Annotated in this window: 13 protein-coding genes and 1 pseudogene; 4 read left to right on the top strand and 10 right to left on the bottom strand. The window is 64.3% G+C overall.

Features of this window, described 5'->3' with window-relative positions; genetic code table 11:
• Positions 1-5: 5 nt before the first annotated feature.
• Entirely contained in the window at positions 6-1,091 is a 1,086-nt protein-coding gene (locus ACKAE7_RS11465) for an ABC transporter substrate-binding protein (RefSeq protein ID WP_408979240.1), read from the bottom strand.
• Positions 1,092-1,403: 312 nt separating this feature from the next.
• On the opposite strand from ACKAE7_RS11465, the gene ACKAE7_RS11460 reads away from it, so the two are divergent.
• Positions 1,404-2,324 carry a LysR substrate-binding domain-containing protein gene (locus tag ACKAE7_RS11460; RefSeq protein ID WP_188812893.1) on the top strand — a complete coding sequence of 307 codons (921 nt, stop codon included), beginning with the start codon at positions 1,404-1,406 and terminating at the stop codon, positions 2,322-2,324.
• A 392-nt stretch (positions 2,325-2,716) separates the two neighbouring features.
• Here ACKAE7_RS11460 and ACKAE7_RS11455 read toward each other — a convergent pair whose 3' ends face one another.
• The 3 genes from ACKAE7_RS11455 to ACKAE7_RS11445 form a co-directional block, all read right to left on the bottom strand.
• The gene (locus ACKAE7_RS11455; protein WP_408979239.1) at positions 2,717-3,442 is read right to left on the bottom strand and encodes an ATP-binding cassette domain-containing protein; all 726 of its coding nucleotides are present in this window, start codon (positions 3,440-3,442) and stop codon (positions 2,717-2,719) included.
• Positions 3,443-3,537: 95 nt separating this feature from the next.
• Positions 3,538-4,215 carry a 4-carboxy-4-hydroxy-2-oxoadipate aldolase/oxaloacetate decarboxylase gene (locus ACKAE7_RS11450; RefSeq protein WP_408979238.1) on the bottom strand — a complete coding sequence of 226 codons (678 nt, stop codon included), beginning with the start codon at positions 4,213-4,215 and terminating at the stop codon, positions 3,538-3,540.
• 27 nt (positions 4,216-4,242) lie between these two features.
• Complete coding sequence (locus tag ACKAE7_RS11445; protein ID WP_190614161.1) at positions 4,243-5,451, bottom strand: aspartate transaminase; 1,209 nt, start codon at positions 5,449-5,451, stop codon at positions 4,243-4,245.
• A 229-nt stretch (positions 5,452-5,680) separates the two neighbouring features.
• On the opposite strand from ACKAE7_RS11445, the gene ACKAE7_RS11440 reads away from it, so the two are divergent.
• The 3 genes from ACKAE7_RS11440 to ACKAE7_RS11430 all read left to right on the top strand — a co-directional run bounded on the left by ACKAE7_RS11440 (position 5,681) and on the right by ACKAE7_RS11430 (position 7,078).
• Complete coding sequence (locus ACKAE7_RS11440; RefSeq protein WP_188812885.1) at positions 5,681-6,190, top strand: hypothetical protein; 510 nt, start codon at positions 5,681-5,683, stop codon at positions 6,188-6,190.
• Between the two features lie 48 nt (positions 6,191-6,238).
• The gene (locus ACKAE7_RS11435) at positions 6,239-6,661 is read left to right on the top strand and encodes a universal stress protein (RefSeq protein ID WP_188812883.1); all 423 of its coding nucleotides are present in this window, start codon (positions 6,239-6,241) and stop codon (positions 6,659-6,661) included.
• Between the two features lie 252 nt (positions 6,662-6,913).
• Positions 6,914-7,078 carry a hypothetical protein gene (locus ACKAE7_RS11430; RefSeq protein ID WP_188812881.1) on the top strand — a complete coding sequence of 55 codons (165 nt, stop codon included), beginning with the start codon at positions 6,914-6,916 and terminating at the stop codon, positions 7,076-7,078.
• Positions 7,079-7,087: 9 nt separating this feature from the next.
• On the opposite strand, the gene ACKAE7_RS11425 is transcribed toward ACKAE7_RS11430, so the two are convergent.
• The 6 genes and pseudogenes from ACKAE7_RS11425 to ACKAE7_RS11400 form a co-directional block, all read right to left on the bottom strand.
• Positions 7,088-7,318: a hypothetical protein gene (locus ACKAE7_RS11425; RefSeq protein ID WP_190614156.1), complete on the bottom strand. Its 231-nt coding sequence runs from the start codon at positions 7,316-7,318 to the stop codon at positions 7,088-7,090.
• Positions 7,319-7,361: 43 nt separating this feature from the next.
• On the bottom strand, positions 7,362-7,580 hold the full coding sequence (locus ACKAE7_RS11420; protein ID WP_408979237.1) for a hypothetical protein: 219 nt from the start codon (positions 7,578-7,580) through the stop codon (positions 7,362-7,364).
• 5 nt (positions 7,581-7,585) lie between these two features.
• Positions 7,586-8,506: a formyltetrahydrofolate deformylase gene (gene purU / locus ACKAE7_RS11415; RefSeq protein WP_408979236.1), complete on the bottom strand. Its 921-nt coding sequence runs from the start codon at positions 8,504-8,506 to the stop codon at positions 7,586-7,588.
• Positions 8,503-9,993 carry a D-serine/D-alanine/glycine transporter gene (gene cycA / locus ACKAE7_RS11410; RefSeq protein ID WP_408979235.1) on the bottom strand — a complete coding sequence of 497 codons (1,491 nt, stop codon included), beginning with the start codon at positions 9,991-9,993 and terminating at the stop codon, positions 8,503-8,505. The genes purU and cycA overlap by 4 nt, the downstream gene beginning before the upstream one ends.
• Entirely contained in the window at positions 9,983-10,816 is an 834-nt protein-coding gene (locus tag ACKAE7_RS11405) for a methylenetetrahydrofolate reductase (protein WP_408979234.1), read from the bottom strand. Before ACKAE7_RS11405 ends, cycA begins: the two co-directional genes overlap by 11 nt.
• A gap of 53 nt (positions 10,817-10,869) precedes the next feature.
• Positions 10,870-11,259 (bottom strand): annotated as a pseudogene (locus ACKAE7_RS11400) (lipoyl synthase); the annotation flags it as partial.

Below are 11,259 nucleotides of genomic sequence, written 5' to 3'. Positions count from 1 at the left end.
AGGCGCTAGTTGGTGATGATCTGGCGCTTCCAGGTGTCGGTCCACTTGTCGCGGGCCGAGGACAGGAATTCGACGTCCAGCGGGACGATGTTGAGGGAGCCGTCGGTGGGAACCACGCGGTCCTTCACATCGGCGGGCAGTTCCGCATTGGTGACGGAGGGTGCGTAAAACAGTGCCTTGGCGAAGGCCGTCTGTGCCTCTGCGGACAGTGCGTAGTCAACGAAGGTCTTGGCAGCCTCGGAGTGCGGGGCGTCCTTCACCAGGTTGATGGTGTTGATCTGGTAGACGGTGCCTTCCTTGGGGAAGGTGACGCCAATCTTCTTGTTGCTCTGGTCGCTGTAGAACTGGCCGCGGGCGTTCTGGCCAAGGCCAAGGACGGTCTGGCCGGTAATGACGTTCTGGTATTCGTCCGGGTTGGGTGCGAACGTCTGGACGCCGGGCGCCATTTCCTTGAGGCGGGTCACGGCGGAGTCAATGCCCTGGGTGTAGTCCTCGCCCTCCATCTTGGAGGTGATGGCGGTCAGGGACAGGCCCAGCAGGGAGGGCGGGGCGTTGACGTTGATCTTGCCGGCGTAGGCCGGGTCCCAGAGGACCTTCCAGCTGTCCGGGGCCTCGGGGAACGTGGCGGTGTCGTACACCAGGCCTACGGCGTCGAGCATCGCCACCGGTCCGTACCCTTCCTTGTCCTGGAACTTTTCCGGGACGTTGGCAAGGTTCGGAACGCTTTCCTCGTCTACCTTCTCGAACAGGCCCTGCTTGTTGCCGGTGGTGGACACGGAGTTGTCCATGATGGCGACGTCGGTAGCGGGGTTGTTCTTCTGGCCCTGCAGGGCGCTGAGCATTTCGGCGGAGGACCGCTTGGAGGCGTAGTTGATCTTGATGTCCGGGTACTTGGCCTGGAAGGGTTCGATCACTGCGGCGGTGTACTGGTCCTGCCAGACCCCCGAGTAGGCAATGAGGTTCACCTCGCCCGAGGTGGCGCTTCCCCCGCTGCCGGCCGCCTCGCTGCCGCCCCCGCAGCCGGAGAGGACCAGAACCGCTGCGGAGAGGGCGGCCACGGCCGCCATTTTGCCTTTGATAGTTGCTCGCATTTGCTGTCTCTTTCTCAAGAAGAATCCGGGCTGGTGGGGGATCCTTGGATGCTTTGAAGCTATTGAGTGCATATTTCGGATATGTAAAAGAAAACGCCTATTCCGGTAAACACCGCCTTTATGCATAATGCGTCTGACGTCATCGTTAAATCGCATGCCTGGTCGGGGTAGAATGAATTGCTCATGAAATAGCGTTCTGGGTTCAACCTAGTGTCAGAGATATGCATCACACAAAGACCAGTTGCGTATCCCTCCATAGCATCCGGTTATGACCTTTATGGGTTCAGGACGCCGCAAAGAGAGAAGGCGGCCATGGATACGCGGAAGCTTGCGTACTTCGTGCAGATTGTGGATTCAGGAAGCATCACCAAGGCCGCGGCAGCGCTGCATGTGGCCCAGCCCGCCCTGAGCCAGCAGGTATCGGCCCTTGAGAACGACCTCAAGCAGCGCCTGCTGATCCGCAGCAAGCAGGGGGTAAAGCCCACCGCCGCCGGGCACACGCTGTACCGGCATGCCCAGTCCATCCTGCGGCTGGTGGACCAGGCACGGCAGGACGTCGCCAGGTCCGGGGCGGCACCATCCGGCCGCGTGTCAATTGCGATTGCGCCCTACAGCATGGCTTCAAGCCTGACGCCGCGGATCATCAGCGAGGTGGCCAGCCGGTACCCGGACATCGTCCTGCACGTCACGGAGATCTACGGCGGCGTACTCAGCGAGGCCATCAAGAACGGCCGTTTGGACATGGCGCTGATCTACGAGCCCGGCCCTATCCGCGGCGTGCAGTTCACCACGATGATCGTGGAGGACCTGCACTTCGTGGTCAACGCGGGCAGGGCAGGGGTGCAGCAGGCCGACGGCGGCATCACCCTTGAGGAGGTGGCCCGCCACGGGCTGTTCCTGCCCGAGCAGATCCACACCCTCCGCCAGGCGGTGGAGGCCGGCTTCGCCAGCAAGGGCCTGAAGCTCCGGCTGGTGGGGGAAGTGGAGTCCGTCCCCTCCCTTGCCCGGCTGCTGCGGGCCGATCTTGGTGCCACCATCATGCCCAAGTCGGCTGCTGACGCCCTGTTCCACGAGGAGGACTTCCAGGTGCTGCGCATTGTGGATCCGGCGTTGCAGTGCAAGATTGCGCTGTGCACCCCCGATCATGACCCGCTGTCCGAGGCGGCGTCCGCGGTCCTGCTCGTAGTGAAGGAAATGCTGCAGGAAATGCTCAGCAGCAAATATTCACGGTAGCTGGTCCATAGGTTCCACTTATCGCGCCACTCATCATTGGTCTTAGTATTCCCGCTCCGCCGATCCTAGAATCTAAGAAAAGCCGGACAATTGCGGCGAATTAATTCTTGTGCGGATCAATGGGAGTGCGCCGTGAAAAAGATAAACACCTTGGGGAGAAATTCGGGTAAAAGCCCGGGTTTGATGGCCAGAACCGGATTCCATTGCCCCGCCAATGGTTTTTGGCGGCCGGAGGACCGGTCCGTTGAGCCTGTGTTTGTGTTCGAAGGCAGCATCATGCCGGCCGGCGGCCGGGGGTCCACCGTGTGGTACCTGGAGGATGCGTCATTCGGTCCGCCGGAGTATCCACTGCCCGCGCAGTAGGCCGCACGGTCCCACTGCTCCGGCCTGGACTAGAGGTGCCGGAGGTACCGCTGGGGCGCATCAAGGAACGACCGCCAGCTGCCCACGAGGTCCAGCTCCTCCCAGCCCCGAGGGCGTAGTCCCCACGGCCCTACTTCCAGGATCCGGGCTCCCGGAAGGGCCGCAAGAACCGGCGAGTGCGTGGACATGATCACCTGGGATTCCCCGGACGCCAGGAGGTCTTTCAGGACTCCGAGGAGGCTCAGGCACCCGCTGAAGGACAATGCGGACTCCGGCTCATCCAGCACCCACAGCCCCCGCCCGCGGAATCTGTTGACCGCGAGTTCCAGGAACGACTCCCCGTGGGACATGTCGTGGAAGCGGATATCGTCCCGGCCCGAGGTGCTGGGATTTTTCTCCAGGTAGGTAAAGAAGCCATGCATTGTTTCGGCCCGCAGGAAGTAACCGCGCCTGGTGGTGCCCGCATTCCTGACAAGCTGCAGGTGATCGGCCAGCAGGGATTCACTGGCCCTGGTGCTGTGCCGCGCACCGGTTGACCCGCCTTCGGGAGACAAACCGTACGCCAGGGCTATCGCTTCCACGATCGTTGATTTCCCTGAACCGTTCTCGCCCACCAGGACGGTGGCTGACGTCAGTTCGAGCCCGTCGTCCAGTACCTGTGCCACGGGCGGCAGGACTGCCGGCCACTGCCGACGGTCAAGGACGTTGGATGGATCCTCTTCCAGCCGGCGGATCGGAAATCTGTCGAGGGGCATGCGCCCATTCTCGCAGCCGGCGCGGCGGGGAAAGCGCAGGCCGCCGGCCATTGCCCGGCCGGCGGCTGACGCTCGTGCTCTGATGGAGAGCCCAGCTAGGCCTGTTCCACCAGCAGGCCCTTGGCCTTCAGGACGTCCGTGAGGTTGCAGAGATCGATGGTGGTGCCGCCTGCCTTGTACAGGTCAATGAGGTCACGCTCGGCGTCGTCACGTTCCTGGGAGAGGCGGATGACCTCCTCGATCTCGTCCTTGCGGACCACCACCACACCATCGGCGTCGCCCCGCAGGACGTCACCGGGATAGATGATTTCGTCACCAAAGACCACCGGGTGGTTGATGGGGCCAATGGTCTCCTTGACCGTGCCCTTGATGGACACGCTGCCGGAAAAGACGGGCAGTCCGAGTTCAATGAGGTCCTGGGTGTCGCGGACACCGGAGTCCGTCACCAGGCCGGCCAGGCCCTTGGCCTTCATGGCGTTGCCCAGGACGTCGCCGAACGTCCCGGCTTCCTCGTACTCCCCAGCGGAAGCCAGGATGACGTCCCCGGGCTGGGCGTAGTGGATGGCCACCTGGAGCATCAGGTTGTCACGCGGTGCGCAGCGGACGGTGGTGGCGGGGCCGCAGAAGGACATGGACCTGTCGATGGGCTTGATGCGGGAGCTCAGTGCGCCCTTACGGCCCTGTGCCTCGTGGATGGTGGCTGACGAGAACTTCGCAAGCCGGCTGACGGCGTCGGCACTGGGGCGGTCGATGGTGGTTTTGACGTGGATCACGGCGTTGTTTCCTTCGGTGGGGTTGGGTCAGGTGAGGGCTTGGACGGCCTTGTCGATGGCAGCGATGGATTCCTCGATGACGTCCAGGCTGGTTGCGTAGGAGATCCGGAAGTACGGGCCCAGGCCGTAAGCGGAGCCCTGGATCACAGCCACGGAGGCTGCATCAAGCAGGTAGAGGGTGAAGTCCTGGTCGTTACTGATGACCTGTCCTTCGGGCGTTGTTTTGCCGATGACCCCCGCACAGTTCACGTACGTGTAGAAGGCGCCGTCCGGCGTCGTGCATGACAGGCCGTCAACGGCGTTCAGGGCGGCGACGGCGGTGTCCCGCCGTTTGCGGTAGGTCTCCACGCTGTCCCGGACGAAGTCCTGGCTGCCGGTGAGTGCGGCAGCAGCGGCGGCCTGGCTCACGGAAGACGGGCAGGAGGAAATCTGCGACTGCAGCTTGTTGATGGCGGCAATCAGCGGCGCCGGCCCGGCAGCGTATCCCAGCCGCCAGCCGGTCATGGCGTAGGCCTTGGACACGCCGTTGACGGCCAGGACCCGGTCCTTGAGTTCCGGGGCCACCTCCACCAGGCTGGCCAGCTTGCCTTCGCCGAAGTAGATCTGGTCATAGATTTCGTCCGCAAGGACAGAGACGTGCGGGTGAACGGCAAGGACGTCGGCGAGCGCCCGCAGTTCGGCACGGGAGTACACGGCGCCGGTGGGGTTGGACGGTGCGTTGAGGATGACCCACTTGGTCCGGCCGGTGATGGCACCGGCAAGCGCCTCGGGTGTGAGCTTGAATCCGGAGTCCTCGCCGCAGGGAACCACGACCGGAGTGCCGTCGTTGGCAAGCACCATGTCCGGGTACGAAACCCAGTAGGGGGCGGGGACAATCACTTCGTCACCGGCGTTGAGGGAGGCCATGAAAGCGGTGAAGATGACCTGCTTGGCTCCTCCGCCGATGGTGATTTCAGCAGGGGTGTAACGCAGGCCGGTGCGCAGTTCGAGGGTTTTGAGGATGGCCTGCTGCAGTGCAGGAGTTCCGGTGACGGACGTGTACTTGGTTTCGCCGCGGGTGATGGCCTCCACGGCGGCCGCCTTGATGTGTTCCGGGGTGTCGAAGTCCGGCTCGCCGACTGTCAGGTCAAGGATGCGGCGTCCTTCCGCCTTCAGCTCACGCACCCGGGCCGCGGCGGCCACGCTGGCCGAGGACTTGATGCGGGATACCCGCGAGGCAGGTACAAATTCTGGCATGGTCTCTTCCTAGGGGAGTCAGGAGCTCGTTTCCTTCGACACTAGGGAAATCCCGCTGCTGTGGATAAGACCTAAAGTGCGTGGGCGGATAAGCGTCCCTTATGGCTGGCCCACCCACACGTTCCGGTTATGGGTCCACGCACTATTGGTATTTCCGCCCGGGAGCCTTACTGCCTAGCCTTCTAGGTACGTCGGCCCGTTCAGCGGCACACCGAAGCGAGGAGTGATCGTGAGCGTTACGCATCAGGACGATGCCGGTTACTACCGCTACCGCGGAATGCCGAAACCCGACCCGGCCGCCCGGCAGGCGGACAAGCTCCGCAGGCTGCTCAAGGCGAACCGGCAGCGCATCGCCTTCAACGCCAGCAGCAGCCGTCCGCTCTCCGTCCGCCTGAACCAGCACATCGCGCAGGCGCTCCGGGACGGGATCAAGGTGACGCGCCTGGCCGAGGCTGCAGGGCTTTCCCGCTGGACCATCCGCACCATCGGCCTGTCCTTTGATGACCTGCTGCCGTCCGGGGCACACCCTGATCAGCAGTTGGCTGTCATCGTGGGGCTGAAGTTGGAGCTGGCCGAACTCGGGGAAGCAAAGGCTGCCCTGGAGGAGCGGCGGCTGAGCCTCCTGGCCTGCGCCCGCCGCCTCGGCATCATGGATGACTTCGAGCTCGCCGCGGTGAGCGGACTGCAAAGTGGGGACATCCGCAAAATGACGTGGGGTCTTCAGCCCGGACTTCTCTAGACTGGCCAGTGGACGTTGAACCACGGACACAGAACGAAGGAGCAAAGCATGAGCGGAGTAGTTGTTGTAGGTGTGGACGGCAGCCCGTCAGCACGGAAGGCTGCGGAAGTGGCGCTGGGCCTCGCAAAGTCGCTGGGAGGTTCCCTCCACATCGTCACCGCATTCGACTCGGACCGGTCCGAGACCTTCGGCGTCGGCTCGGATGAAGTGAAGGTCTGGAACTCCGAGGCTGCCGAAACGGTCGCCAAATCCCTCGGCGAGACGCGGCCGGGAGTGGAGATCAGCTACTTCGCCGCCCGCGGCAAGCCCGCTGACGCCCTCATCAAGGAAGCCATGCGCCTCGACGCCCGGCTGATCGTCGTCGGCAACCGGCGCATGCGCGGCATCGGCCGGCTCCTCGGCAGCGTGGCCAACAGCGTTGCGCACAACGCACCGTGCGACGTCTACATCGCCAACACCTACGACGACTAGCCCTCCCCACCCTTAGAGTTTTTGTCCAGATACGCAGGGTTGAAGGGCCTCAAACCCTGCATATCTGGACAAAAACTCCCGCAGCGGGGCAAAAGGACAGCGGACGACGGCGGGACCTCCTGCCGTCGTCCGCTTGCTTTATGCGCCTCTTGCTCAAGATTTGCCAAGTTTATCCCGTCGATAGATAAACCCTCTTCCGTTGCCGTCCCGGCCTGCCTACGGTTAGCTTCAACAGCACGCCAAGGGGGATACATGGAACGCTCGGACGACGCTACGCAGACTGCCCGCGAGGATGTTCAGCAGCCCGATATTTCGGATCCGTTGGAGGGCCGGCAGCGCACAGTCGCCGAGTGGACCGGCGACCTCCTGGTCGGCATCCGGCAGCCCGTGCAGTTTCGCCTGGCCGACTGGCCCTAGCCTGGATTCCTAGGTCGAGGCATCCTTCTCGATGTCCTCGGCAAGGTCGTCCACGGCCTCTGGACGCAGGCTGATGCCCGCCTCGTCGAAGCGTTCCTCCAGCACGTGGCTTACGTCGTCCTGGACGTGGCCCAGGCGGATCTCGTCACGGATCTCGTCCGCGATGCTCTCCACCGTCTCCACGCCAGCAACCTCCTCCGCGTCGTCGTCGCCAGAAGGGGCATCTGCGGTGTCAGTCATACTTCATCGTTGCCGGTTGCGCGGGAGCGGTCAACAGCCGTGCCTAGCCCTTGATCTCCACCTTGACGAAGTCCTCCCGGTGGAACATCCGGCGCTCGCGCCAGCCGTCCAGGACCACCCAGATGATGGAGCCGTCCGGTGTGGTCCCGTCCACCACGCCGCAGCCGATGGCCTGCCCGTCCTGCGAGAGGCGCACCTGCTGGCCCGCGGGCAGCGCGTTCCAGGACACCCGCCGCCAGCTGTGTGGTTCGCTCGGTTTCATGGCGCCTACCGCAGGACCACGGTCCGGTTGCCCAGCAGCAGGATCCTGCCCTCGCAGTGCCAGCGGACGGCGTTCCGGAGGGCCACGCACTCTGCGTCCCGGCCCACGGCCACCAGGTCATCGGCCGTATACGTGTGGTCCACCTCGATGACCTGCTGGGAGATGATCGGCCCCTCATCCAGCTCCGCGTTGACGTAGTGCGCGGTGGCTCCGACCGTCTTTACGCCGCGTTCATACGCCTGGTGGTAGGGCTTGGCACCCTTGAAGCTCGGCAGGAACGAGTGGTGGATGTTGATGGTTTTGCCCGCAAGCCTGGCCGAGAGCTCATCGCTGAGCACCTGCATGTACCGGGCCAGGACCACGAGTTCGACGTCAAACGCGTCCACGAGCTCCAGGAGCCGGGCTTCGGCGTCGGCCTTGGTGTCCCCGGAGACCGGCACGTGGAAGAACGGGATGCCGTGCCACTGGACCAGGCCTTCCTGGTCGCGGTGGTTGGAGACGACGGCGACGATCTCCACCGGGATATCGCCGGTGCGGGCGCGGAACAGCAGGTCGTTGAGGCAGTGGCCCATCTTGGACACCATCACCAGCACGCGGCGCTTCCGGCCGTGCGGCTCCAGCTGCCAGTTCATCTGCCACTTCTCCGCAACAGGCGCGAAGCCGCGGCGCAGGTCCCCGGTACTCTGCCGTTCCTGCGCCGAGGCGAAGTGCACGCGCATAAAGAAGTGCCCCTGCGCTTTGTCCCCGTACTGCTTGATGTCGATGATGTCGCACCCCTGCTGCAGCAGGAATTCCGAGATCGCGTGGACAATGCCGGGTGACTCCACGCAGTCAACCGTCAGGACATGCTCGACGGCGGTTGGCTGGTCCTGCGCCGCGGCACCTGCCGGGGAGCTGGGGAGGGTTGTGTCCGGTACCGTGCTCATTTCTTCACTCCATCGTTCAACGCGTCGTCAAAGTCGCGGTCAATTGCGGACGCCTCGGTATCCAGGTCCTGGGCGAGCTCGGACTTGAACGTGGCGTACCGGGCCAGGTGCGCGGGGCGGCGGCGCAGCACCAGCCAGGCGGCACCGAGGATGAGGAACCACACTGGCGTGACCAGCAGCGCCAGCAGGGTGTCCTCCTGCGTGGTCAGCGTCCACAGGACGAAGGCGAAGAATGCGAACACCACCCAGACCATGGGAACCCCGCCGGGCATCCGGTACCTGGACGCCTCGTGCAGGTGGGAGCGCCGGCGCCGGAATGCCAGGTAGCTGGCCAGGATGATGGACCAGACAAAGACGAAGCAGACGGCGGAGACGGTGGTGACCATTTCGAAGGCCTTGCCGATGTCCTGGCCCGCGTACATCAGGATGACGCCGGAAAGCAGCAGGACGCAGGAGAGGAACAGGGCGTTCTGCGGGACCTTGCGGGCGGACAGGTGGCGGAAGACCGACGGCGCGTCCCCCTCCTGTGCCAGGCCGTAGACCATGCGGGAGGTGGAGTAGATGCCGGAGTTGGCCGAGGACATGGCCGAGCTGAGCACCACCAGGTTCACCACAGTGGCGGCGGCACCAAGGCCGGCCAGGGAGAACATGGCGATGAACGGGCTGTGGCCTGCCTGGAACTGGGTCCACGGGGTGACGGACATCAGGATGATCAGGGCGCCCACGTAAAAGAGCAGCACGCGGATGGGGATGGAGTTGATGGCCCGGGGCAGGTTCTTCTCCGGGTCCTTCGCCTCGGCAGCCGTGGTGCCCACCAGCTCAATGCCTACGAACGCGAACACCGCGATCTGGAAGCCGGCCACAAAACCCATGAACTCGTTCGGGAACATCCCGCCGTGGCTCCACAAATTCGTGAAGGTGGCAGGGCCGGCGTCGGACTGGAAACCGGTGAAGATCATGAACATGCCCACGACGATCAGCGCCGCGATGGCGATGATCTTGATCAGCGCGAACCAGAATTCGGTCTCGCCGAACGCCTTGACCGTCACCAGGTTCAGGAGCAGGAGGATGGCCACCGTGGCGAGGCCCGGGATCCACAGCGGCAGGCCGGGCCAGAGTTCCTTGGAGTAGCCGGCTATAGCGATCACGTCCGCGATGCCGGTGATCACCCAGCAGAACCAGTAGGTCCAGCCCGTGAAGAAGCCCGCCCAGGGGCCCAGGAGGTCCGCCGCGAAGTCGCTGAAGGACTTGTAGTTCAGGTTGCTCAACAGCAGTTCGCCCATGGCCCGCATGACGAAGAACAGCATGAAGCCGATGATCATGTAGACAAAAATGACCGATGGTCCGGCTGCGGAAATGGTTTTGCCCGAGCCCATGAACAGGCCGGTGCCGATGGCGCCGCCAATGGCGATCAGCTGGATGTGCCTGTTGGTGAGCTGCCGCTCGAGATGCGGCTCCTGGTGGGTTGTCACAGGGCTAGTTGTCACGTGCTGCTCCTCGGATCAAAGCTGTCTGGAGTGCGGAAGGGGAAGAAGCGGCCGCATCGTTGGGGACCGCATCGAGGCTGTTGAAGCTGTAAAGGTGGATGCCGGCGATGGTGCCGGGCGTGTTTTCGAGCCCGGCCACCAGGGAGTCCGGTGAGTACCGGTCGCCGCTGAGGAGTTTGCGGGCCAGCGGGCCCTTGCGGCTAAGGAACCTCAGGGAACTTCCGACGCCGATCTGCGTGGCGAGTGCCACCAGCTTGGTCCGCGGGACGGACCCCGCCACGCCCGCCCAGAGGGGCAGGTGGACGCCTTCGCGGCGCAGGAGCGCGGCGTAGTCATGGATCTTTCCGGCGGAAAAGCACATCTGAGTGACCACGTGCGAGGCGAGATGCTGCTTGGCCAGCAGCCCGTCCAGCAGGTCCAGGGGGCTGACCAGCGGGTGGCCCTCTGGGTAGCCGGCCACGCCCACGCGCATCATTCCGCTGGTGTACTGGGCGATGTCCTCGAGGACCGGAAGCGCCGAGCCGTACGTGCCGGCGGGCTGCTTCCGGTCTCCCCCAATGACGAAGACTTCACGGATTCCCGCAGCATCGCAGCCGCGGATGATTTCGGTGAGCTCTGCACGGCTGCGGATGCCCCGGGCGGCGAGGTGCGGGACCACCTGGTAGCCGGCGTCGCTCAGCTCCACGGCGGTGCGCATGGTCCGCTCGATGCCGTGGTGCGGCAGGCAGGTGACGCTGAGCGGCGTGGCCGCGGACACCCGGGCCCGGACCTGCTCAACGATTCCCTCGGAGGGAATGATTTCGATTCTGACGGGGAACATCATTGGTCCTGTCTTTGCTTCAGTTTTCAGAGAGATTCAGCGCTGGCTGTTCCGCATCATGCAGTGTTGGCGATGAGTGAGCTGGCTTCCTGGCGGGTGCTGCCGGAGGACTCGATGTGGGCGAGTTCCGCCGGGATGTCCCAGCCCTTCTTGCGCATCGCGGTGGCCCACAGGCGGCCGGCCCGGTAGGAGGAGCGGACCAGCGGCCCGGACATGACGCCGAGGAACCCGATCTCGGTGGCCTCGTCCTGGAGGTCCACGAATTCCTGCGGCTTGACCCACCGGTCCACCGGCAGGTGCCGCTCACTCGGGCGCAGGTACTGGGTGATGGTGATCAGATCGCAGCCGGCCTCATGCAGGTCCCGCAGCGCCTCGGAGATCTCCTCGCGGGTCTCGCCCATGCCCAGGATCAGGTTGGACTTGGTCACCATGCCCAGGTTCCGGCC

The organism is Pseudarthrobacter sp. NKDBFgelt, assembly GCF_046097905.1.
Taxonomy (GTDB): Bacteria; Actinomycetota; Actinomycetes; order Actinomycetales; family Micrococcaceae; genus Arthrobacter; species Arthrobacter polychromogenes.
Note: the sequence above shows the minus strand (reverse complement) of the source record. Positions and strands in the feature narration are given on the sequence as shown.